Below are 23,147 nucleotides of genomic sequence, written 5' to 3' on the forward strand. Positions count from 1 at the left end.
ATTATAAAACCTCACAAGATTACTTGTGAGGTTTTGTGTATTTTTGCACCCAATGGAAATTAAGAAAAAAGACATACGCGCATTAACAAAAGAACAATTACGTGATTTTTTTGTAGCAAACGGAGATAAGGCATTTCGTGGTAATCAGATATATGAATGGCTGTGGAGTAAATCGGCACATTCATTTGATGATATGACCAATTTATCGAAAGACACTCGTAAAATGCTAGACGAAAATTTTGTTATCAACCATATTCAGGTTGATAATATGCAACGTAGTAAAGACGGTACTGTAAAAAACGCAGTTCGTTTACACGATGGTTTAGTGGTAGAGTCGGTTTTAATACCAACAAAAACACGAACAACAGCTTGTGTATCTAGCCAAGTTGGTTGTAGTTTAGATTGTCGTTTTTGTGCAACATCTCGTTTAAAAAGAATGCGAAACTTAAATCCAGATGAGATTTACGATCAGGTAGCAGCCATCAATAAAGAAAGCTTGTTGTACTATGATAGAAAGCTTTCTAATATTGTTTTTATGGGGATGGGAGAACCTTTGATGAATTACAACAACGTAATTAAATCGATCGATAAAATTACGTCTCCAGAAGGTTTAGGAATGTCTCCTAAACGTATTACGGTTTCTACATCAGGCGTGCCTAAAATAATTAAGAAAATGGCAGATGATGAGGTTAAATTTAATTTAGCTGTTTCATTACACTCTGCTATTGATGAGGTTCGTACATCTATCATGCCATTTAATGCTACTTTTCCGTTAAAAGATTTAAAAGAAGCGTTAGAATATTGGTACGAGAAAACCGAGAGAATGATTACGTACGAATATGTAGTTTGGGGAGGAATTAACGATAAAAGAGAGGATATTAATGCCTTAATTCAGTTTTGTAAATACGTTCCTTGTAAGGTTAATTTAATAGAATATAATCCTATTGATGATGGTGAGTTTCAACAAGCAAGTCCAGAAGCAATCAACAATTATATATCGAATTTAGAAATGCATGATATTACCGTAAACGTTCGTCGTTCACGCGGAAAAGATATCGATGCAGCTTGTGGTCAACTAGCAAATAAATCTTAAAATTAATGAAAGAAAAATACGACGTTATCGTAATAGGAGCGGATCCAGCTGGAGGACAATGTGCTCGAAATATAGCTAAATCAGGACTGAGTGTTTTATTAGTAGAGCGTTTTACTTCTTTTTACGACAATAATTTTTCAAGTGCAGGAATGTCTTTGCAAGGATTTAACGAATTTAAGCTTCCTAAATTTGTTGTTAGTAGGTATTGGAAAAACTTTACGATGCAAAGTTCAAACGAATGTAAGCAATGGACAGCCAATGAAAATAAAGGAGTCGTATTAGATTTTGCGAAATTCAGACAATATTTGGCAGATGATTGTGCTGCTAATGGAGGTGATGTTTTAATGGGGTTTTCATACGTGTCAAAAGAGTACACAAAAGATGGTGAAATTATAGCATATTTACAATCAAAAAAAGAACGACTAACTTAGCCATAAAAGCTAAGTTAATAGTAGATGCTACGGGGCCATCAAGAAAAGTAATTTACAATAAGAAAAGTGAATTTCCAAAGATGGAAGTTAGTACTGGTGTTGAGTACATGATTAAAGTATCTGATAGCGTTTATAATAGGTTTAAAGATGACCTGTTTTTTTTCTTAGGTGATAAATGGTGTTACAAAGGGTATTCATGGATTTTCCCTATGGATAATAATATATTGAAAGTAGGGACAGCAAAAATGGTGTCAAAAGATGTAACCACAGGTTCAGAATCACTCAAGCAAATTACTGAACGTATTATATCTGATTATATGAAAGCTGGAGACAGCGAAACTATTGATGTACATGGAGGGTCTGTGAGAACGACTAAAGATTTTTCAGAAAAATTTTACACAAAAAATGTCGTAGCTATTGGAGATTCAATATCTTCAATTAACCCTTTAGGTGGGGAAGGAATTCGGTATGCATTAAGAAGTGCCGATACTGTAACTGAACATATTTTAAATTACGTTAAAAAGGGAGAAAATACTTTTGAAAAGTATCGAAAAAACTGGAGAAAAAAACATTTGTTTACTTGGAAATTATGTTATTTCTTAGTTGATAATGTTTATCACAAATACCCTGATAAAAAAATTGATGAGCGAATAAATAAGTATCATAACTTAGTTGATATAGATCAGTTAATAGATATATTATTTGAGTTTAAGTTTAATAAAATGATTAGACGTGTGGCATTTTTATTATTGAGTAGAGTTAAAAATAAATTCTCAAAAAAAAGAATAATGAAGCCAGTAGAACAAATTAAACTTCCCATTAAAAACGAGATGGAACTCTTTGAGACTAAGTTCAAAGATTCGATGTTGTCAAAGGTTCCTTTATTAAATAGAATTACGTATTATATTGTTCGTAGAAAAGGAAAACAAATGCGGCCGATGTTTGTTTTTTTAGTAGCCAAAATGGTTTCTGATGGTGGTTTTGACGAACGAACTTATCGAGGAGCTTCGGTAGTAGAATTAATTCACACCGCAACTTTAGTACATGATGATGTTGTAGACGATAGTAATCGTCGTCGTGGATTTTTCTCTGTAAATGCACTTTGGAAAAATAAAATAGCCGTTTTAGTAGGTGATTTTTTATTGTCAAAAGGGCTATTGCTTTCTATTGATAATGAAGATTTTGATATTCTTAAACTGATTTCTATCGCAGTGCGTGAAATGAGCGAAGGTGAATTATTACAGATAGAAAAAGCACGGAAACTAGATATTACCGAGGAAATATATTTTGAAATCATCCGACAGAAAACAGCAACCTTAATAGCTGCTTGTTGTGGTATTGGAGCAGCATCAGTAGGCGCAAGTAATGAGATAGTGCAGAAAATGCGAAAGTTTGGAGAATATATCGGAATCGCTTTTCAAATTAAAGATGATTTATTTGATTATACAGAAGATGAAATAGGGAAGCCAACCGGTATTGATATAAAGGAACAAAAAATGACATTGCCGTTAATTTATACCTTAAACAACTGTTCTAAAAAAGAAAAGTCTTGGTTGATCAATTCTGTAAAAAAGCATAACACTAATAAAAAACGTGTAAAAGAAGTTATAGCTTTTGTGAACACAAATGGCGGCTTAGAGTATGCGACAACTAAAATGCATAGTTATAAAAATAAGGCATTAGCAATATTAAATAACTTCCCAGAATCAGCATATAAAAACTCCTTGCAACAAATGATAGATTATGTTGTAGAGCGTAAGATTTAAAGTTGATTTCCTTATTTCTACTAGCATTTCATTTAGCTTAATTTATATAAGAGAATCAATCATCGTAAAAAAATATAAAAATAAAAACCTCGAGAAATTTCTCGAGGTTTTTTTATGAAATAAATGTATTCATAATAAGAATAACTTACCAGTGGCGATTTTCCACTACATCATTCCTGGCATCCCGCCACCCATTGGAGGCATTGCAGGAGCATCTTCTTTAATATCAATTAAAGCACATTCGGTTGTTAAGATCATTCCAGCTACAGAAGCTGCATTTTCTAGCGCTACACGAGTTACTTTTTTAGGATCGATAATTCCAGCTTCTAGCATATCAACATATACTTCAGCTTTAGCATCATAACCAAAATCTTTTTTACCTTCTAATACTTTATTAATAACAACAGATCCTTCGCCACCAGCGTTCTCAACAATTGTTCTTAAAGGTGCTTCAATAGCTTTGTTAACGATTTGTACACCTGTAGTTTCATCTAAGTTTTCAGTAGCTAAAGCTTCTAATACTTTTTTAGCACGCACTAAGGCAACACCACCACCGGCAACAATACCTTCTTCTACAGCAGCACGAGTTGCGTGTAAAGCATCATCAACACGATCTTTCTTTTCTTTCATTTCTACTTCAGAAGCAGCACCAACGTATAAAACAGCAACACCACCGGCTAATTTCGCTAAACGCTCTTGTAATTTCTCACGATCGTAATCAGAAGTAGTCGTTTCAATTTGTGCTTTAATTTGGTTTACACGTCCTTTAATTAGTTCTTCATTGCCAGCACCATTAACAATTGTAGTATTGTCTTTATCGATAGTAACAGTTTCAGCAGTTCCTAATAAATCCAAAGTAGCATTTTCTAAAGAAAAACCTCTTTCTTCAGAAATAACAGTTCCACCAGTTAAGATAGAAATATCTTCTAGCATTGCTTTTCTACGATCTCCAAATCCAGGAGCTTTAACAGCAGCAATTTTTAAACCACCACGTAATTTATTAACTACTAAAGTAGCTAATGCTTGTCCGTCAACATCTTCAGCAATAATTAATAAAGGTCTTCCAGATTGAGAAACAGGTTCTAATATTGGAAGAATTTCTTGTAGGTTAGATATTTTTTTATCAAATAATAAAATATATGGATTTTCTAAAGTAGCTACCATTTTATCAGCATCAGTAACAAAGTACGGAGATAAATATCCGCGGTCGAATTGCATTCCTTCCACAACGTCAACATAGGTTTCCATTCCTTTTGCTTCTTCAACAGTAATAACACCCTCTTTACCAACTTTACCAAAAGCGGTAGCAATTAAATCTCCAATAACTTTATCATTATTTGCTGAGATAGAAGCTACTTGTTGTATTTTTTCTGATGAATTACCAACTTCTTGAGATTGTTTTGCTAAATCAGCAGTAATAGCAGTAACGGCTTTGTCAATACCGCGCTTTAAATCCATAGGATTTGCACCAGCGGCAACATTTTTTAAACCTTCTTTTACAATAGCTTGTGCTAATACGGTTGCAGTTGTAGTTCCGTCACCAGCTAAATCGTTGGTTTTAGAAGCTACTTCTTTTACCATTTGAGCTCCCATATTCTCTAAAGAATCTTCTAACTCAATTTCTTTTGCTACGGTAACACCATCTTTAGTTACGTGTGGCGCACCGAAAGATTTAGAAATAATTACATTTCTTCCTTTAGGTCCTAAAGTTACTTTTACTGCATTTGCTAATGCATCTACTCCGCGTTTTAAACCATCGCGAGCGTCTACATCAAATTTTATATCTTTTGCCATTTTATGATCTTTTTTTTATTAATTATTAAGTGGGTGAAAAAATTATATGATAGCGAAAATATCGCTTTCTCTCATAATTAAATAATCACTTCCTTCATGTTTTAATTCTGTTCCAGCATACTTTCCGTATAAAACAGTATCACCAACTTTAACAGTTAAAGGCTCGTCTTTAGTTCCGTTTCCTATAGCAACAACAGTTCCTTTTTGTGGTTTTTCCTTCGCGTTATCTGGAATAATAAGTCCTGATGCTGTGGTAGTCTCTGCTGCAGCTGGTTCTACAAGAACTCTGTCTGCTAAAGGTTTAATATTTAATCCCATTTTATATAAGTTATGATTAAGTGTTTGTTTTTATGCTTTAAAAATAGTCAGAAATTATGCCATTAAAAATTATATGCCACTTTTTCTAAATCCATTAAATTGTATGTAAAAAAAATGCCAACGTGTCATTACGTTGGCATTTGATATTATATGTTGTTAAGATTAGTTTACACTATCTTTTGTAGTATCGTTTGTTGTAGGAACTGCAACAGGAGTTGTAGCTTTTACGTTTTCTAAAGCGCTATCTAATTGAGGAGCATCAGCTGAGTTACCTCTAGGTATAGCGAAGTTTGCGATTAAAATTAAAGCAAACATTGCGATAGCTAAAGTCCAAGTAGATTTATCTAAAAAACTATTTGTATTTTGTACGCCACCAATGTTTTGAGCGCTACCACCACCAAGAGCAGAAGATAATCCACCTCCTTTAGGGTTTTGCACCATTACAATTAAGATTAATGCTATTGCAACAATCAATATTAACACTAAAAGTAAAGTATACGTTGTCATTATTTATTTTTTTGTAAAATTTGTATTCTCTTAATTTGGTCTGCAAAGAAACCACTTTTTTCTGGATATTTCAAACTTAATATTTTATAAGCCTGTATTGCGCTGTCATATTTTTTTTGTTCAAGATACACCTTGGCTAAAGTCTCGGTTGCTAATTGCGATTTCTTTTTGCTTTTAACAAGCTTAATTTCAGTAGGATTCGTTTTACTTGGGCGTGGTATTTTGGGTGAGGATGCTATAAAACGATCGATGATATCTTTTTTAACTAAACTTTTTGCAGGAATGATTTTTTTAGGGTCTGGAGCTGTTTCTCTTATTATTGTGTTTTTAGAAGAAAGTTGCATCCATTGGTTAAAAGAAAATGATTCCTGCTTAGAGAAAGAAAGAGGTTTACCTATTGATAACTCTTCTTTAATTTTCGTTATCTCTTTTGTTTTTTTCTTTGGAAGAATAATTTCTCTTAAGCGTATTTTTTCTTCTTTTACAGTTGAATTTTCTTTAAATGTTTCTGAAGTAATAAAATCAAATAAAACAGTGCGATCTGTGGTATAAGCAGCGGTATTTTTTAATTCGTTATTGTATTTAAAGCTGTGCTGACTTTTTAAAGTTTTTAATTGTAAAGCTCTTGCTGATTGAAAATAAGGATATTGTTGAATAACATTTTTTAGCTCAGCACTAATTTCTTGCGAAATGAGTACTGGTTTTTCTAAAATTTGTATGTAGTTTTTTTTATCCAATGATTACCATTTAGCAACTGATGCGTTGAAAATATCTTGTGTAATTCTCTCTAAAATTTCTTTTAAGGCACTGTCTAATACACCTCCTGATAATTGTTGCGTAGCACCATAATCAAAATAAAAAGAAAAGCGTTTTTCGAAATTATCTTTTTCTTCTAACTTATTTTCGTAAATAACATTTACCGAAATCGTTAAACGATTTTGTGCTGCTGTTTGATCGGCAGTTGCACTCATTGGTGTAATACGATAATCTACAATTTCACCGTAAAAATGTAAATCGCCACCAGCTTTTACTAAGGTTAAATTTGTTTGACGTGTAAATAAGTCTTGTAAATCTTGTGTAAATTTCTGACTTAATGTAGGTTCGATTAAAGGCGCCTGATTTTGGAAAAAATCAACTTGAATGGTTTTTGCTTTTCCTGTATTCCCACCTGTAAATGAATACGCTCCACAACTTATCATTAAAATTGTTGCGGCGATAGAAATTAATGTGATGTAAATAATTTTTCTCATTGTTTTAAGCGTATTGTCACTTTGTTTTTTGAATTGAAACGGTAGCGAAAAATAAAAAAAAGTATCGAGAAGTAATCGATTTTCGACCAAAAAACGAAAGCACTCGAACTGTTGTTTTTTTATAAATCGTATTGTTTTATTTTTCGGTATAGAGTTCGTTCAGAAATCCCTAGTTCTTTAGCTGCTAATTTACGTTTATTGCTGTTTTTTTCTAAAGATTTACGTATCATTTCAATTTCTTTTTCTTGTAAAGATAAATTTTCGTCTTCTTCAATAGTTTCAGCATACTCGTAATTGTTTTGAGTAGCGGATGATTGCGGAATTTGAACAACTTCAATATTTTGATCTTCTGGTTGTTCTTGCTTTTGATAGATTCTTTCTATCAATCCATGATTTTCTTCTTTAACTTGTTCTGCATCTCCATTTTGCATTAAATCTAACGTCAATTTTTTTAAATCATTGATGTCATTACGCATATCAAACAAGATTTTATACATAATATCTCGTTCGTTGGCAAAATCAGAATTGCTAGATTTTTGCCCTATTACCGCAGGGAAATTCCCATTGTTTTTCGGGAGATATTGTATCAATTTTTCGGCAGTGATTAAACGACTTTCTTCAACAACAGAAATTTGTTCTGCTAAGTTTCTTAATTGACGAATGTTACCCGGAAAACGATAATTCAATAATATTTTTGTGGCATTATCATCTAAGCGAATTGTTGGCATTCGGTATTTTTGTGCAAAATCTGAAGCAAATTTTCGAAATAATAAATGAATATCTTCGTTACGATCGCGTAAAGCGGGTAAATCAATTTCAATAGTGCTTAAACGATAATATAAATCTTCTCTAAATTTTTCTTTTGAAATAGCTTGTTGCATGTTTACATTGGTAGCTGCAACGATACGAACATCGGTTTTTTGTACTTGTGATGATCCTACTTTTATAAATTCACCATTTTCTAAAACACGTAATAAACGTACTTGTGTTGTTAATGGCAATTCACCTACTTCATCTAAAAAAATGGTTCCGCCATCGGCAACTTCAAAATACCCTTTACGAGCGGTTGTAGCTCCTGTAAAAGCACCTTTTTCGTGTCCGAATAATTCACTGTCAATCGTTCCTTCAGGAATAGCACCACAGTTAACAGCAATATACTTTGCGTGCTTTCTGTGTGATAACTGATGAATTATTTTTGGGATATTTTCTTTACCTACACCGCTTTCTCCGGTAACTAAAACTGAAATATCAGTAGGAGCCACACGAATAGATTTTTCGATAGCGCGGTTTAATTGTGTATCGTTACCGATAATTCCAAAACGTTGTTTTATCGCTTGTAGGTTTTCCATATTTTTTCTTTAGAATAGAGAAAAAAGAATAGGGAGAAAAGGACTGATCATTTCTCTTGCTTCTCTTTTCTAAAAATTAATTATTATCTGAATAGCCAAGCACAGTTCCTTTTAAGGTTGCCGACGTACAATCTTCTATTTTTATCATTACAAATTCACCTAATTTATAATTTTCTTTAGGAAAAACACATACGGTGTTTTGTGTGTTTCTGGCTTTCCATTCATTCGGGTTTTTCTTAGAAGTTCCTTCAATTAAAAACTCTTCCGTTTTACCTATATGCTGCTGTGTTCTATATAAAGCGTGTTCTTGCTGTAAATCGATGATTTCTTGTAAACGCCTTTTTTTAGTTTCGAAAGGAACATCATCTGGCATTTTTTTGGCAGCCAAAGTTCCTGGCCTTTCAGAATAAGCAAACATAAAACCGAAATCGTATTTTACATATCTCATTAAATCTAAAGTATCTTGATGATCTTCTTCTGTTTCGCCACAAAAACCAACAATCATATCTTGCGATAATGACATTTCTGGAACTATCTTAAAGATGTTGTCAACCAATTCTTTGTATTCTTCACGTGTGTGTTGACGATTCATGGCTTTTAACATGGCGTTACTTCCGCTTTGAACAGGTAAGTGAAGGTATTTGCAAATGTTTTTATGTTTTGCCATGGTATGAATTACATCTAAACTCATGTCCTGCGGGTTAGAAGTTGCAAACCGAAATCTCATTTTAGGAAATTCTGTAGCGCACATATCTAATAACTGAGCGAAATCTACCGCGGTAGCTTGCGCCATTTCAGAAGCTTTAGTAAAATCTTTTTTCAATCCGCCACCATACCACAAGTAACTATCTACATTTTGACCAAGTAAAGTAATTTCTTTAAAGTTTTGATCATGCATCGATTTAATTTCCTCTAAAACGCTTTTGGGATCTCTACTTCTTTCGCGACCTCGGGTAAACGGAACCACACAAAAAGTACACATATTATCGCAACCACGCGTAATAGATACAAATGCTGAAACACCGTTAGAGTTTAAACGAACAGGAGCTACATCACCATAGGTTTCTTCTTTAGATAAAATTACGTTAATGGCATCTCTACCAGCATCAATTTCTTCTAATAAATTAGGTAAATCTCTATAAGCATCTGGTCCAACAACTAAATCAACAATTTTCTCTTCTTCTAAAAATTTTTCTTTTAAACGTTCTGCCATACATCCTAAAACCCCCACTTTCATGGTTGGATTTACTTTTTTAACAGCATTGTATTTTTGTAAACGTTTACGAATTGTAGTTTCAGCTTTCTCTCTAATAGAGCAAGTATTTACCAAAACTAAATCAGCATCTTCTAAAACTTGAGTGGTGTTAAAACCTTGTTCAGCTAAAATAGAAGCTACAATTTCGCTGTCGTTCATGTTCATTTGACAACCGTAACTTTCTATAAATAATTTTTTAGTGTTTTCTATCTTCTTTTCAGTTACAAGAGCTTGTCCTTGTAATTGTTCATCTATAACCTTTTCAGTGTGCTCCATATTCATAATAAAAATGATTGCAAAGATACAACCAAAAAGCAACTTGAGTGACAAATTGGCAGAAATATATTGAGCTGTTTTTTTGTTTTTAAGTCGAATTTTAAACAAAATGTTTTTTTTAAAAAAAACATTCTACTTTTGCAGATTCTAAACATCATTATATATATGGTGTAAAAAGAGATAATTGAAGAGAGATATGGCAAAGAATTTAGTTATAGTTGAGTCACCTGCAAAAGCAAAAACAATTGAGAAATTTTTAGGTAAAGATTTTCAAGTAGAATCTAGCTATGGTCATATCGCAGATTTACCATCGAAAGAACTAGGAATTGATGTTGATGGTGATTTTAGTCCGAAATATATTGTTTCTGATGATAAAAAGCCCGTTGTTAAGAAGTTAAAAGCTTTAGCAAAAAAAGCAGAAACTGTTTGGTTAGCGAGTGATGAGGATCGAGAGGGTGAAGCAATTGCGTGGCATTTAAAAGAACAATTAAAATTAAATGATGATAATACAAAACGTATTGTTTTTCATGAAATAACAAAAAACGCCATTTTAAAAGCAGTCGAAAATCCAAGAGATATCGATTATAATATGGTAAATGCACAACAGGCACGTAGAGTTTTAGACAGGCTTGTTGGGTATGAATTATCGCCTGTTTTATGGCGTAAAGTAAAAGGAGGCTTATCAGCAGGTAGAGTACAATCTGTTGCAGTTCGTTTAATTGTAGAAAGAGAACGCAGTATTCTTGATTTTAAATCAGAAACACATTATAAGGTAGTTGCTCAGTTTTCTAATACAGAAGGGAAAACATTTAAAGCAACGATTCCGAAGAATTTCGATTCAAAAAAATCAGCTGAAGATTTCTTAAAGTCTTGTTCAGCGGCCGATTTTTCTATTGCTGATTTAACCAAAAAACCAGCAAAAAAATCTCCAGCAGCACCATTTACAACATCAACACTCCAGCAAGAAGCTTCTAGGAAATTAGGTTTTCCTGTAGCGAAAACAATGCAAGTAGCACAGCGTTTATATGAAGCCGGTTTAATTACTTACATGAGAACAGATAGTGTAAACTTATCTGTAGATGCAAGAAATGCAGCCGAAGAAGAAATTAGTAACTATTACGGAAAAGAATATAGCAAACAACGTGTTTTTAAGTCGAAGGCAAAAGGAGCTCAAGAAGCCCATGAAGCAATTCGTCCTACCGATATGAAAAAGCATGCTATAAATAGTGAGTACGATCAAACAAGATTGTACGACTTAATATGGAAAAGAACGTTGGCTTCACAAATGAGTGATGCGCAATTAGAACGTACCAACGTTAAAATTGAGAACTCAGGAAACGAAAAAATATTCACTGCTAACGGTGAAATGATAAAGTTTGATGGTTTCTTAAAAGTGTATTTAGAAGGAAACGATAATGAAGAAGAAGAGCAAGCAGGAATGTTGCCAAATTTAAAAACTGGTGAAAGCTTAGCATATACTTTTATAAACGCAACGCAGCGTTTTACGAGTCCACCGTATCGTTTTACAGAAGCATCTTTAGTAAAACAATTAGAAGAGTTAGGTATCGGTAGACCATCAACATATGCACCAACAATTTCTACAGTACAACGAAGAGGGTATGTAGAAAAAGGAGAAAATGAAGGTGTAGAGAGAAATTACGAACAAATGATTTTGTCTGACGGAGCTGTTAAAAGCGAAATGTTGACGGAAAAAACGGGTTCAAATAAAAATAAATTAGTCCCTACAGATATCGGAAATATTGTAAACGATTTCTTGGTTGCAAATTTTTCAAATATTTTAGACTTCGGATTTACAGCAAGAGTTGAAAATTCTTTTGATGATATTTCTGAAGGAGATGAAGACTGGATAGAAATGATAAAAGGTTTCTATACTAAATTTCATGAAAATGTAGAAGATGTTAAGGAAAATGCAGAAAGAGAAAGTGGAGAACGTATTTTAGGGAAACATCCAGAATCTGGAAAAACAGTTTTAGTACGTTTAGGTAAATTTGGTCCGATAGCACAAATTGGTGCTCCCGAAGATGAAGAGAAAGTATTTGCGAGCTTAAATAAAGATCAGCATTTAGGAACCATCACGATGGAGGAGGCGTTAGAGTTATTCTTGCTTCCAAAAAATTTAGGAACTTTTCAAGAGGAAGAAGTAATTGTTTCTAATGGACGTTTTGGTCCTTATATTAAATTCGGAACAATGTTCGTGTCTTTAGATAGAGGTGAAAATCCGATGGAGGTAGACTTGCCAAGAGCAGAAGAATTAATTGTTGCGAAGCAAAAAGCAGATGCGCCAATTTATCATTATGAAGATTTACCAGTACAAAAAGGAGTAGGTCGTTTTGGACCTTTCTTAAAATGGAATTCTATTTTTATCAACGTAAATAAAAAATACGATTTTGATAACCTTTCTACGGATGATATTATTGAGTTGATTGAGGTTAAAAAGCAAAAGGAGATAGATAAAGTACTTCATAATTGGGAAGATGTTGGTATTCGAGTGGAAAAAGCTCGTTGGGGTCGTTTCAATGTAATTAAAGGTAAAATTAAAGTTGAATTACCGAAAACTACAGAAATTGAGAAAATGACAAAAGAAGAAGCTGTGAAGCTAATAGAAGCTAAGACTCCTAAGAAAAAAGCAACAAAAAAGAAGGTTGTTAAAAAGAAAGCAACAAAAAAGAAATAAAAAAGGTTTCATAAAAAATAGTATATTGCCAATTCTTTAGTCCCCAGAAAAGATGAATTTTAGTTTTTTTACTCCTATCAATGATACCTTGGTTGCGCACTTAATGTCGCAATCAGTAAGTGCTTTGGGGAAAAATATAGCGATTCATACTCTTGAAAACGGGTTTCCTGATCTTTCTGAAATAAATATTGCCATTTTAGGTGTGAAAGACGGAAGAGGCGCAGTAAATAACGAAGGTTGTGGCGAGAATTTGCAACCTATTCGCGAAAAACTATATGAATTGTTTCCAGGTAATTGGCAAACTCAAATAGCCGATTTAGGAAATATAGCACAAGGAGATACTCTTAAAGATACTTATTTTGCTGTAAAAACAACCATAGAATACTTATTAAAGAAAAAAATTATTCCGATTATAATTGGCGGTAGTCAAGACGTAACATATGCAAATTACAGAGGTTACGATGCTTTAGAGCAAACCGTTAACTTGGTGTCTGTAGATAGTCGTTTCGATTTAGGTACTATAGATGAAGAGCTGTCTTCTAATTCTTTTTTAAGTAAAGTGATTATGGAACAACCTAATAATTTGTTTAATTACAGTAATATAGGGTATCAAACTTTTTTTAATTCACAAGAAGAAATTGAGTTGTTAGATAAATTATATTTTGATGCTTTTAGGTTAGGTGAAGTAAAAGATGTAACTTTAGTTGAACCTATATTAAGAGACGCAGATTTGGTTAGTATCGATATTGGTTGTGTCCGTCAAAGTGAAGCACCAGCAAATAATAATGCGTCACCAAATGGTTTTTATGGAGAAGATATCTGTGCAATTGCAAGATATGCAGGAATAAGTGATAAAGTAACTTCTTTTGGAGTTTATGAATACAATCATAGGTTAGATTCAAATAATCAAACAGCAAGTTTAATTGCTCAGATGATTTGGTATTTTATTGAAGGAGTTAATGCTCGTGCAAAAGATTACCCGTTTGTAACAAAAGAAAATTATCAGAAATTCACAGTACTTTTAAGTGATGACGATCCAATAAATTTTTATAAAAGTGATAAAAGTGGTCGTTGGTGGATGGAAATAAATTTAATAACGAATAATAAACATAAAAGACATGCGTTAATACCTTGTAACTATAAAGATTACGAGCAAGCGCTTAAACGAAAGATGCCAAACAGGTGGTTTAAAGCACAGCAAAAGCTTGTTTAGGACACAGTTATATTTGTTTTTAAAAAAAATATAACACGTAATTGTTTTTTAATAAAAAAAATAATAGGTTTACGACCTCTTTTATAAGAAAGAAATAATATGAAGAAAATAGTAGTATTTACATTGTTAGTATCTTTAATATACGCTTGTGGTTCAAGTGGTGATAGAGGAGAATTAGTAGGTGAAAAGTCAAAAAGAAAGTGGTTTGCAGAGAAACCATTCGGAATGGCTAAAATACCAGGAGGTTCTTTTACTATGGGTAAGCAAGATGAAGACCCGTTAGGAGCAATGAATGCACCAACTAAAACTGTTACGGTTCAGCCTTTTTATATGGACGAATCTGAAATTACAAATAGCGAATACAAACAGTTTGTATTTTGGGTGCGAGATTCTATTACAAGAACAAAATTAGCATATCAAGCTGAATTTGCTTCAGGAGGAGACATCGACCCGGCAACCGCAGGTAAAAATGCAGAGGGTATTCAGTTATATGCATTTGCTTCAGCAGATACAGTAAATGAGTCGCCATACGGAAAGTACATGCGTGAAAACTATTACGAGTTAGGAGAAGGAATGGATTCTTTAAAACCATTGAATTGGCAAGAAGAACTTGTTTGGGAACAACAAGAATATCCAGATGTAGACTATGTTGAAGTAATGGATTCTTTATATTTAAAGAAAGATGAGTCTTTAAACGGAATAAGAACATTTAATACGAAGTTATTAAATTATAGATATTACTGGTTCGATAATGAGCAAGCAGCTAAAACAGGAAAAAACAGAAAAGACTTTATGAAAGATGAAGTTATTAATGTATATCCTGATACAACTGTGTGGATTAAAGATTTTAATTATTCTTATAACGATCCAATGCACCAAGAATATTTTGCACACAAAGCTTATGAAAACTACCCAGTAGTTGGAGTTACTTGGAATCAAGCAAAAGCATTTTGCCATTGGAGAACACAAACTAAAAACAATTTTCAACGTTCTAGAAAAAAGTTAGGATTAGTTCCTTCTTTTAGATTACCTACAGAAGCAGAATGGGAATATGCTGCTCGTGGTGGATTAGATTATGGTAAATACCCTTGGGGTGAATCAAGTACTACAAGTGATAGAGGATGTTTCTTAGCAAACTTTAAGCCAGTACGTGGAGATTATGCTGCTGATGGAGCATTATATACTGTAGAAGCTGTTTCTTTTAATCCGAATGAATATGGATTGTATAATATGGCAGGTAACGTTGCAGAATGGACCAATACAGCTTATAATCAAATGTCTTACTATATGGGATCAACAATGAATCCTAACGTAGAGATTAAAGAAAACCGTAGAAAAATTATCCGTGGAGGTTCTTGGAAAGATGTAGCATACTTTTTAGAAGTAAGTTCACGTGACTGGGAATATGCAGATACAGCAAGAAGCTATATCGGATTTAGAACGGTACAAGATTACTTAGGTACAAGTAAAAATAAATAGCACAAAAACAAACAAGAATAAATAATAAGAACCCCCAAAAATTACAAAAAATTATGGCACAATCAAAATCAACTAAGAAAATTTTTAACATGGCGTATGGTTTAGGAGCCTCAGTAGTAATACTAGGAGCTTTATTTAAAATCATGCACTTTAAAATAGGACCATTAACAGGTGGTGTAATGTTAACATTAGGTTTAGTTGTAGAAGCAATTATTTTTGCTATTTCTGCATTCGAACCAATTGAAGATGACTTAGATTGGACAAAAGTTTATCCAGAGTTAGCAGACGGACAATCTTTAGGTAAAAAAGGAAAAGAAGCTTCACCAGAAGAAGCGCAAAGTATGTTATCTCAAAAATTAGATGGTATTTTAAAAGAAGCAAAATTAGATGCTACTTTAATTTCTAGTTTAGGAGATAGTATTAAAAATTTCCAAGGAGCTGCAGAAGGATTAACAGCTACTTCTAAAACAGTATCTTCTACAAATCAATACAACGAGCAAATGTCTATGGCAGCTGCAAAATTAGAATCTTTAAACGGGTTGTATACTACGCAAGTTGAAAACGCAGGTAAACAAGCTGATTTAAACTCTTCTTTAGTTGAAAATTCTCAACGTTTACAAGAACAAATGCAATCATTAGCAACTAATTTATCTTCTTTAAACGGAGTATATGGTGGTATGTTAACGGCAATGTCAACTAAATAATTAATTAGTTTTATCTAATTTTTATTAACTAAACAAACTAATTAAAGATGGCAGGAGGAAAACAGTCACCAAGACAAAGGATGGTAAACTTAATGTACCTTGTATTTATTGCGATGTTAGCAATGAACATGAGTAAAGAAGTTTTATCAGCCTTCGGATTAATGAATGAAAAATTATCGGAGTCTAATATTAGAGCTACCGAGAAAAATGCAGCTTCGTATGAAACTTTAGCCCTGAAAGCAACTGAACAAGCAAAGCAGTATGGTGAAGCTAAAGAAAAAACAGATAAGCTTAGAGTAATGGCAGACGACTTCTTCACTTATATTGGGGCATTAAAAACTCAAATGACAAGTGATTTAGAAGACAAGAAAGCTTATGAATCTATGGATAAATCTGGGTTTTTAGATCAGTATTTTTTCGCAAGCGGAAAAATTACACCTAAAGGGAAAGAGTTTGTAGATAAAATGAATCAGTTTAGAGAAGAGTCTTTAGGTGTTTTAGGAGAGTCTAAATTATCTACAGTAGTAAAAGCTCGTTTTAGCACAGAAGATGTTAAAGGACAAGACGGAATTACAAAAAACTGGTTAAGTTATAACTACGAAGGGTTTCCTTTAATTGCATCTTTAACAAAGCTAACACAAATTCAGGCAGACATTAAAACGACTGAATCTGATGCATTAACAGCTTTATTACAAGGTGAATTAGAAAGCGCAGTATCAATGACAAACTATGATGCCATGGTTATTTTTGATAAAAACGCATACTATCCGGGTGAAAAATTATCTGGTAAAATTGTATTAGGTAAAAATGATCCTAATTTAACAGCTGAAAAAGTTATCGTTAACGGTAAAGAAATGCCAGCTGATAAAATTCAAGCAGGTCAGGTTATCTTAGATGGACCAGCAGGTTCAGTTGGAGATAAGGAGTTAAAAGGAGAGTTTCAGTTTATGGAAAACGATTCTTTAGTAACCATCCCTATTTTAGGAGGTTATTCAGTAATTCCTAAGCCAAATGAAGCAGTTGTTTCTGCTGATAAAATGAATGTTGTATATCGTGGTTTATCAAATCCATTAACGATATCAGTACCAGGAGTTTCAGGAAATAAAGTTTCTGCATCAGCACCAGGTTTAAGAAGAGTTAAAGGAGATAAATATGTAATGAACCCAGGTAAAGGAAGTGAGGTAACTATTAGAGTTTCTGCAACATTACCAGGAGGAGGAAAAATTAGTACTCCAAAAAAATACAGAATTAAAGACATACCACCAGCAGTAGGTATGGTAAGAGGTCAGTATGGTACTGTAAAAATGCCTAAGCAAAGTGTTGCTAGAATCAATGTAGCTGCCGGTTTACCAGATTTCTTATTCGATTTAAAATTAAATGTATCTAGTTTTAAAATTAAAGTTCCTGGTCAGGTTACAATACCTGTTAATGGTAGAAACTTATCAGCTAGAGCAAAACAAGCGTTAGGTAAAGCTAGAAGAAATGATGTAATTACTATTTATGATATTAAAGCATCAGTTTCAGGATCTAATTACAAGATTAAGAAAGTATTACCTGTGAATATTGAGATTACTAATTAATAAGTAAAAATTTAAAGTATGAATTGGAAGCGTTTTTATATGGTTTTATTTGCCTTTGCTACTGCAAGTTTAGCAAGTGCACAAGCTAACCTCTTAAATTCTCAAAAGGTTGAAGAGATCGGATTTAAATCTGAAGCCCAAATAGCTTCAGAAGACGATAAACCACTTCCTTATGGCTATATTAGCGATAGAGATGTGTTATGGTCTAAAGTGGTGTGGGAATATGTAGATTTAAATCAGAAAATCAATTTGCCTTATTATTATCCAATTGATACTACCAATGCAGGTTTAACGAGACGTTCATTGTTTGATACTTTATTAAAAGGTATTAAGAACGGAGAAATTAAAGAAGTATATAGTGATTCTTATTTTACAACTAAAATAGGAATGGATGAGATTAAACAGATGACCTACAACGAACGTGATGATGGTTATGGTAATATGGATCCTTATTCGGTACAATCAACAGATATTAAAGGATACTTAATAAAAGGTCTTTGGTATTTTGATAAACGAGGAGGAGAATTAAAGTACCGTATGCTTGCATTAGCACCTATGGGACCAGATGTTCAAGTTTTAGGAGTTGAAGAGATTGATGATAAAGAAAGTGTGTATGAATTGTTCTGGGTATTTTTTCCAGATGCAAGAAATACCTTACATGCTTCTAAAGTTTTCAATCCAAAAAACTCAGCGCATCCTTTGTCTTATGATAACTTATTAAACGCTAGAAGATTTACTTCTACTATAATGAAAGAAGAGAATATTTACGGAGATAGATCTATTAAAGACTATGTTAGAGGTAATTCTTTATTCCAGTTATTAGAAGCTGATAGAGTTAAAGAGAGTATTCGTAATCGCGAAATGGATATGTGGAATTATTAATTCCGGACTTATTATAAAAATTAAAAAGAGCTTGCATTGCAAGCTCTTTTTTGTTGTAATAAATAGTATTTTTGACTTATGAAAATTGAGGTAGATTATATTATTGTAGGTTTAGGTTTGGCAGGAATTGCATTTGCAGAAGAGTTGCAGAATGCAAATAAATCATTTGTAATTTTTGAAAACAATTCACAAACTTCATCTATAGTAGCAGGAGGCGTTTATAATCCTGTTATATTAAAGCGTTTTAATGCTGCATGGAATGGGCATGAACAAATAAAAATAGCACTACCTTTTTATAAAGTTTTAGAAGATAAGTTAGGTGTGAAATTAGATCACAAGTTTTCTATTAAAAAAGCATTTACAAGTGTTGGTGATGGTAATAATTGGTTTTCAGCTTTAGATAAACCAACTTTATTACATTATATGAATCCTAAAATTAGTAAGGAAAATATTGAAGGTGTTGTTGGTGATTTTGGTTTTGGAGAACTTACAGGAACAGGAAGAATAGATACAGCTTTGCTTGTAAAATCTTACAGAGATTTTATTAGAAATTCAAATAGATTAATAGAAAGTCCTTTTGAGTATGATTTATTAAATATATCAGAAGAAGATATTCAATATCAGCATATAAAAGCGAATAGAATCGTTTTTTGTGAAGGTTTTGGAATAAAAAAGAATCCTTTTTTTAATTATTTACCTTTAAATGAGGTAAAGGGAGAATCGATAGTAATTCATGCACCGTCTTTAAAAATTGATTTTTTATTAAAATCAGGTTTTTTTGTAATGCCAATTGGTAATGATAACTATAAAGTTGGAGCTACATTTAATTGGACAGATAAAACCTGTGACCCGACACAAGAAGCTAAACAAGAGTTAGAAGAAAAATTAAAGAAAATAATTACAGTTCCCTACACCATAAAAGATCATACCGCAGGTATTAGGCCTACAGTAAGCGATAGAAGACCAATGATTGGCGTTCATCCTAAATATAAACAATTAGTTGTTTTAAACGGTTTAGGAACACGTGGTGTTATGATTGAGCCTACAATAGCTAAAAACCTATTTAATCACTTAGAAAACGGTGACGAATTAGATAGAGATACTGATATAAAAAGATTTGTAGATTAATTATCTTTCAGACTGTAGTTCTTTTGCGTTTTTATTATATCCGATAAAAATATTTATCCATATTATTCTAGATAAACGCAGTGTAAAAGGTATTAGTAATAATGAAACTACGATGATAGAAATAAAGCTTTGCAATATTGTTAAGCCAAAAATCATTTTAGAAATAATAAAAACACCTACAAATAAAGCAACCGATAAGCCATAGTTTACATACATTGCCCCGAAGAAAAAAGAAGGTTCCATCATGTATTTTAAATTACAACTCGGACAGTTATCATGTAACTGCGTTACTTTTTTTGGGTTAAGAGTAATTTTATGCTTAAAAAATTCACCTTCGTGACAACGAGGACATTTACCTTTTAAAACACTATATAACTTTGTTCCTTTTCTAATCATAATTTAAGTAGCTTTGCATTTTTCAAATTTACGCAAAATTTTATGTTAAACGTACACAATTTGTCAGTCTCTTTTATGGGGTCTGATTTGTTTTCAGGAATTACTTTTAAATTAAATAAAGGTGATAGAATCGGATTGATTGGTAAGAATGGAGCCGGGAAATCTACACTTTTAAAAGTGCTTTCTAAAGACATTGAAACCAGTGGTGGTACGATGGCTTTTGATAAAGATATTCGCATGGGATTCTTACGTCAGGATATCGATTTTGTAGAAGGAAGAACTATTTTAGAAGAAGCTTATCAAGCGTTTGAAGAAATAAAAGAAATTGAGTTGAAGTTAGATGATATTAATAATCAGCTAGCTACAAGAACCGATTATGAAAGTGAAGCATATAGTCAGTTAATTATTGATTTAACAGATTTGACTGAACGTTACGAGCTCTTAGGTGGATATAATTACCAAGGAGATACCGAGAAAATTTTACAAGGTTTAGGTTTTCAGCGTGAAGATTTTGATAAATTAACCAATACCTTTTCTGGTGGATGGAGAATGCGTATCGAATTGGCAAAACTATTACTACAAGATAATGATATCTTACTGTTAGATGAGCCAACAAACCACTTAGATATTGAGTCTATTATTTGGTTAGAAAATTTTTTAAAATCGTATTCTGGAGCCATTGTATTGGTATCGCATGATAAAATGTTTTTAGACAATGTAACCAACCGTACGATTGAAATTTCTTTAGGTCAGATTTATGATTATAAAAAACCATATTCTGAATTTTTGGTTTTAAGAGCTGAAATCAAAGAAAAGCAATTACAGGCGCAGAAAAATCAAGAGAAAGAAATTAAGCAAAAGCAACACTTAATTAATAAGTTTAAGGCAAAAGCAAGTAAAGCTTCGATGGCGCAATCGTTAATGAAGCAATTAGATAAAGTAGAACTTATTGAGGTGGATGGGGATGATAATGCGGCAATGAATGTTCGTTTTAATATTTCTAAAGAGCCAGGTAAAATTATTGTTGAAGCTGATGGTTTAAGTAAAAGTTACGGAGATAAGCATGTTTTAGAAGATGTTGATTTAATGATTGAGCGCAACAGTAAAATTGCTTTTGTTGGTCAGAACGGTCAAGGGAAATCTACTTTAGCAAAAATGATGGTTGGTGAAATTCCGTTTACAGGAAACCTTAAACTAGGACATAATGTAGAAATAGGATATTTTGCACAAAACCAATCCGAAGAATTACCGCCAGAAAAAACAGTTTTAGAAATAATGGAAGATGCTGCTTCGGATACAAACCGAATGCGTGTTAGAGATATGTTAGGGTCTTTTTTATTCGGTGGAGACGCTGTAGATAAAAAAGCCAAAGTATTGTCGGGTGGAGAACGTAACCGTTTAGCTTTATGTAAATTATTGTTATCGCCATTTAACGTGTTAATAATGGATGAGCCAACAAATCACTTAGATATTGCCTCTAAAACAGTATTAAAAACAGCTTTAAAAAACTTTGACGGAACTTTAATCGTGGTTTCTCACGATAGAGATTTCTTACAAGGATTAACATCAACTGTTTACGGATTTAAAGACAAGGTTATAAAAGAGTATTTAGGAGATATTGATTATTTCTTAGATCAGCATAAGATGGAAAACCTTAGAGAAGCTGAAAAAAGAACGGTTGTTAAAGTTGATAAACCAGTAGCTAAAAAAGAGGCACATCAATTATCTAGAGAGCAAGAAAAAGAGTTGAAAAAACTTAAAAATAAACTGAATAAAATTGAAACTCAAATTGCTGATTTAGAAAAAGAAATTGAAAAGATAGATTTAGAATTAGCAAATAATTATGACGAAGTTTCATCTCGTCCTAATTTCTTTGAAAAATATAAAGCTAAAAAGGCAAGCTTAGAAAATTTAATGCACGACTGGGAAAAAGTAGAAGAACAGGTTACAGGTTTTTAGAGTGTAATAGTGTGTTAGCTCATTTAAATCAGCAATCATAAATACGATGATTGCTGATTTTTTAAAATATAGAAAGCTCAGTTCTTGAGGTAAACTCCTCTAAAAACTTCATTCCTTTATAAGAGTTTCCTTTTTTATTAAGTTTCGGACTCCAAACAGCAATAGCATATTGATCTGGATGTATTGCTATAATACCACCACCAACACCACTTTTTCCTGGAAGTCCAACTTTAAAAGCAAACTCACCAGATTCATCATAAAATCCACAAGTTTGCATCAAAGCATTTATTCTTTTAGATTCACTTTCACTTATAATGTTTTGATTAGAAGGTGCTCCAATACCATTGTTAGCTAAAAATAAAAACATTTCAGATAATTCTTTGCAACTCATTTCTAATGAACAAAGGTTAAAGTAAAAGTCAAGAACATCTGAGGGGTTATTATCAATACATCCGAAGGATTTAATAAAATTACACAAGGCTATATTTCGATAGCCAACCGCTTTTTCTGACTCTGCAATTTTACTAGAATAATCAATTGTAGTATTGTTAGAAATTTGACGAACAAAATTTAAAAAATCTTCTTTAGGATTTTTTAAATGACTTAATAAAATATCAGAAATAACAAGCGCACCGCCGTTTAAAAAAGGATTTCTTGGTATACCATTATCAGCCTCAAGCTGCACTAAAGAATTAAATGCGGTACCCGATGGTTCAACCCCAACCCGATTCCATATTTTATTTCCTAAAAGTTTATAGGCTAAACTAAGTGCTAACACTTTGGCTATACTTTGTATCGAAAATTTTTTATAACAATCACCTATACCAAAGTTATCTTGATTGATAGTAGTTATATGAACCCCAAAATTTTCGGAATCTATAAGTGCTAATTCAGGAATATAAGAAGCAGTTTTTCCACTGTCATCCATATTTTTAACTTTAAAAAAAGTTTCTTTAATTATTTCTTCAAAATTTAAATCCATTGTTTTTATATAATGACATAAGTTTAATAAGCTAAAATCGTTTTTTTTTATTATAAAATCAAGTGAAAAATAGCTATAAATTAATTGAGA

At 32.5% G+C, this 23,147-nt stretch carries 20 protein-coding genes and 1 pseudogene; 12 read left to right on the plus strand and 9 right to left on the minus strand.

What is annotated here, in order from left to right:
• The first annotated feature begins 52 nt into the window (after positions 1-52).
• The 4 genes and pseudogenes from rlmN to PG912_RS02915 all read left to right on the plus strand — a co-directional run bounded on the left by rlmN (position 53) and on the right by PG912_RS02915 (position 3,290).
• Positions 53-1,093, plus strand: a complete 1,041-nt coding sequence (gene rlmN / locus PG912_RS02905; protein WP_275688414.1) for a 23S rRNA (adenine(2503)-C(2))-methyltransferase RlmN — start codon at positions 53-55, stop codon at positions 1,091-1,093.
• 5 nt (positions 1,094-1,098) lie between these two features.
• Complete coding sequence (locus tag PG912_RS02910; protein WP_275688415.1) at positions 1,099-1,524, plus strand: NAD(P)/FAD-dependent oxidoreductase; 426 nt, start codon at positions 1,099-1,101, stop codon at positions 1,522-1,524.
• Positions 1,525-1,631: 107 nt separating this feature from the next.
• Positions 1,632-1,877, plus strand: a pseudogene (locus tag PG912_RS13775) (hypothetical protein); the annotation flags it as partial.
• Positions 1,878-2,312: 435 nt separating this feature from the next.
• A complete protein-coding gene (locus PG912_RS02915) occupies positions 2,313-3,290 on the plus strand; it encodes a polyprenyl synthetase family protein (RefSeq protein WP_260586280.1) in 978 nt (325 codons plus the stop codon).
• A 165-nt stretch (positions 3,291-3,455) separates the two neighbouring features.
• Here PG912_RS02915 and groL read toward each other — a convergent pair whose 3' ends face one another.
• The 7 genes from groL to miaB all read right to left on the minus strand — a co-directional run bounded on the left by groL (position 3,456) and on the right by miaB (position 10,039).
• Entirely contained in the window at positions 3,456-5,084 is a 1,629-nt protein-coding gene (gene groL / locus PG912_RS02920; protein WP_275688416.1) for a chaperonin GroEL, read from the minus strand.
• Positions 5,085-5,126: 42 nt separating this feature from the next.
• The gene (locus tag PG912_RS02925; protein WP_260586278.1) at positions 5,127-5,402 is read right to left on the minus strand and encodes a co-chaperone GroES; all 276 of its coding nucleotides are present in this window, start codon (positions 5,400-5,402) and stop codon (positions 5,127-5,129) included.
• Positions 5,403-5,564: 162 nt separating this feature from the next.
• The gene (secG, locus tag PG912_RS02930) at positions 5,565-5,909 is read right to left on the minus strand and encodes a preprotein translocase subunit SecG (RefSeq protein ID WP_275688417.1); all 345 of its coding nucleotides are present in this window, start codon (positions 5,907-5,909) and stop codon (positions 5,565-5,567) included.
• Positions 5,909-6,646: a hypothetical protein gene (locus PG912_RS02935; protein WP_275688418.1), complete on the minus strand. Its 738-nt coding sequence runs from the start codon at positions 6,644-6,646 to the stop codon at positions 5,909-5,911. The genes secG and PG912_RS02935 overlap by 1 nt, the downstream gene beginning before the upstream one ends.
• A 3-nt stretch (positions 6,647-6,649) precedes the next feature.
• Positions 6,650-7,159, minus strand: a complete 510-nt coding sequence (locus PG912_RS02940; protein ID WP_260586275.1) for an LptE family protein — start codon at positions 7,157-7,159, stop codon at positions 6,650-6,652.
• A gap of 119 nt (positions 7,160-7,278) precedes the next feature.
• On the minus strand, positions 7,279-8,508 hold the full coding sequence (locus PG912_RS02945; RefSeq protein ID WP_275688419.1) for a sigma 54-interacting transcriptional regulator: 1,230 nt from the start codon (positions 8,506-8,508) through the stop codon (positions 7,279-7,281).
• A 76-nt stretch (positions 8,509-8,584) separates the two neighbouring features.
• On the minus strand, positions 8,585-10,039 hold the full coding sequence (gene miaB / locus PG912_RS02950; protein WP_275689003.1) for a tRNA (N6-isopentenyl adenosine(37)-C2)-methylthiotransferase MiaB: 1,455 nt from the start codon (positions 10,037-10,039) through the stop codon (positions 8,585-8,587).
• 196 nt (positions 10,040-10,235) lie between these two features.
• Between miaB and topA the strand changes: the two genes are divergently transcribed.
• The 7 genes from topA (at position 10,236) to PG912_RS02985 (ending at position 19,720) form a co-directional block, all read left to right on the plus strand.
• On the plus strand, positions 10,236-12,734 hold the full coding sequence (gene topA / locus PG912_RS02955) for a type I DNA topoisomerase (RefSeq protein WP_275688420.1): 2,499 nt from the start codon (positions 10,236-10,238) through the stop codon (positions 12,732-12,734).
• A 52-nt stretch (positions 12,735-12,786) separates the two neighbouring features.
• Positions 12,787-13,947, plus strand: a complete 1,161-nt coding sequence (locus PG912_RS02960) for a formimidoylglutamase (protein WP_275688421.1) — start codon at positions 12,787-12,789, stop codon at positions 13,945-13,947.
• A 99-nt stretch (positions 13,948-14,046) separates the two neighbouring features.
• Positions 14,047-15,426: a T9SS ring complex lipoprotein PorK/GldK gene (gene porK / locus PG912_RS02965; RefSeq protein WP_275688422.1), complete on the plus strand. Its 1,380-nt coding sequence runs from the start codon at positions 14,047-14,049 to the stop codon at positions 15,424-15,426.
• Positions 15,427-15,479: 53 nt separating this feature from the next.
• Complete coding sequence (gene porL, locus PG912_RS02970) at positions 15,480-16,130, plus strand: type IX secretion system motor protein PorL/GldL (protein WP_260586270.1); 651 nt, start codon at positions 15,480-15,482, stop codon at positions 16,128-16,130.
• A gap of 47 nt (positions 16,131-16,177) precedes the next feature.
• The gene (gene porM / locus PG912_RS02975) at positions 16,178-17,710 is read left to right on the plus strand and encodes a type IX secretion system motor protein PorM/GldM (protein WP_275688423.1); all 1,533 of its coding nucleotides are present in this window, start codon (positions 16,178-16,180) and stop codon (positions 17,708-17,710) included.
• A gap of 18 nt (positions 17,711-17,728) precedes the next feature.
• Complete coding sequence (gene porN, locus PG912_RS02980) at positions 17,729-18,592, plus strand: type IX secretion system ring subunit PorN/GldN (RefSeq protein ID WP_275688424.1); 864 nt, start codon at positions 17,729-17,731, stop codon at positions 18,590-18,592.
• Positions 18,593-18,676: 84 nt separating this feature from the next.
• Positions 18,677-19,720: an NAD(P)/FAD-dependent oxidoreductase gene (locus tag PG912_RS02985; RefSeq protein WP_275689004.1), complete on the plus strand. Its 1,044-nt coding sequence runs from the start codon at positions 18,677-18,679 to the stop codon at positions 19,718-19,720.
• On the opposite strand, the gene PG912_RS02990 is transcribed toward PG912_RS02985, so the two are convergent.
• On the minus strand, positions 19,721-20,116 hold the full coding sequence (locus tag PG912_RS02990; RefSeq protein WP_260586267.1) for a DUF983 domain-containing protein: 396 nt from the start codon (positions 20,114-20,116) through the stop codon (positions 19,721-19,723).
• 42 nt (positions 20,117-20,158) lie between these two features.
• Between PG912_RS02990 and PG912_RS02995 the strand changes: the two genes are divergently transcribed.
• The gene (locus PG912_RS02995; protein WP_275688425.1) at positions 20,159-22,075 is read left to right on the plus strand and encodes an ABC-F family ATP-binding cassette domain-containing protein; all 1,917 of its coding nucleotides are present in this window, start codon (positions 20,159-20,161) and stop codon (positions 22,073-22,075) included.
• Between the two features lie 61 nt (positions 22,076-22,136).
• Here PG912_RS02995 and PG912_RS03000 read toward each other — a convergent pair whose 3' ends face one another.
• Complete coding sequence (locus PG912_RS03000) at positions 22,137-23,057, minus strand: glutaminase (RefSeq protein WP_260586265.1); 921 nt, start codon at positions 23,055-23,057, stop codon at positions 22,137-22,139.
• Positions 23,058-23,147: the final 90 nt, after the last annotated feature.

This window comes from Tenacibaculum retecalamus, from assembly GCF_027941755.1.
Taxonomy (GTDB): domain Bacteria; phylum Bacteroidota; class Bacteroidia; order Flavobacteriales; family Flavobacteriaceae; genus Polaribacter; species Polaribacter haliotis_B.

What these genes read in the sequence shown, in the direction of transcription:
- rlmN (WP_275688414.1), top strand. Translation starts at nt 53, where the DNA reads ATGGAAATTAAGAAAAAAGACATACGCGCATTAACAAAAGAACAATTA.
- PG912_RS02910 (WP_275688415.1), top strand. Translation starts at nt 1,099, where the DNA reads ATGAAAGAAAAATACGACGTTATCGTAATAGGAGCGGATCCAGCTGGA.
- PG912_RS02915 (WP_260586280.1), top strand. Translation starts at nt 2,313, where the DNA reads ATGAAGCCAGTAGAACAAATTAAACTTCCCATTAAAAACGAGATGGAA.
- groL (WP_275688416.1), bottom strand. Translation starts at nt 5,084, where the DNA reads ATGGCAAAAGATATAAAATTTGATGTAGACGCTCGCGATGGTTTAAAA.
- PG912_RS02925 (WP_260586278.1), bottom strand. Translation starts at nt 5,402, where the DNA reads ATGGGATTAAATATTAAACCTTTAGCAGACAGAGTTCTTGTAGAACCA.
- secG (WP_275688417.1), bottom strand. Translation starts at nt 5,909, where the DNA reads ATGACAACGTATACTTTACTTTTAGTGTTAATATTGATTGTTGCAATA.
- PG912_RS02940 (WP_260586275.1), bottom strand. Translation starts at nt 7,159, where the DNA reads ATGAGAAAAATTATTTACATCACATTAATTTCTATCGCCGCAACAATT.
- PG912_RS02945 (WP_275688419.1), bottom strand. Translation starts at nt 8,508, where the DNA reads ATGGAAAACCTACAAGCGATAAAACAACGTTTTGGAATTATCGGTAAC.
- miaB (WP_275689003.1), bottom strand. Translation starts at nt 10,039, where the DNA reads ATGGAGCACACTGAAAAGGTTATAGATGAACAATTACAAGGACAAGCT.
- topA (WP_275688420.1), top strand. Translation starts at nt 10,236, where the DNA reads ATGGCAAAGAATTTAGTTATAGTTGAGTCACCTGCAAAAGCAAAAACA.
- PG912_RS02960 (WP_275688421.1), top strand. Translation starts at nt 12,787, where the DNA reads ATGAATTTTAGTTTTTTTACTCCTATCAATGATACCTTGGTTGCGCAC.
- porK (WP_275688422.1), top strand. Translation starts at nt 14,047, where the DNA reads ATGAAGAAAATAGTAGTATTTACATTGTTAGTATCTTTAATATACGCT.
- porL (WP_260586270.1), top strand. Translation starts at nt 15,480, where the DNA reads ATGGCACAATCAAAATCAACTAAGAAAATTTTTAACATGGCGTATGGT.
- porM (WP_275688423.1), top strand. Translation starts at nt 16,178, where the DNA reads ATGGCAGGAGGAAAACAGTCACCAAGACAAAGGATGGTAAACTTAATG.
- porN (WP_275688424.1), top strand. Translation starts at nt 17,729, where the DNA reads ATGAATTGGAAGCGTTTTTATATGGTTTTATTTGCCTTTGCTACTGCA.
- PG912_RS02990 (WP_260586267.1), bottom strand. Translation starts at nt 20,116, where the DNA reads ATGATTAGAAAAGGAACAAAGTTATATAGTGTTTTAAAAGGTAAATGT.
- PG912_RS02995 (WP_275688425.1), top strand. Translation starts at nt 20,159, where the DNA reads ATGTTAAACGTACACAATTTGTCAGTCTCTTTTATGGGGTCTGATTTG.
- PG912_RS03000 (WP_260586265.1), bottom strand. Translation starts at nt 23,057, where the DNA reads ATGGATTTAAATTTTGAAGAAATAATTAAAGAAACTTTTTTTAAAGTT.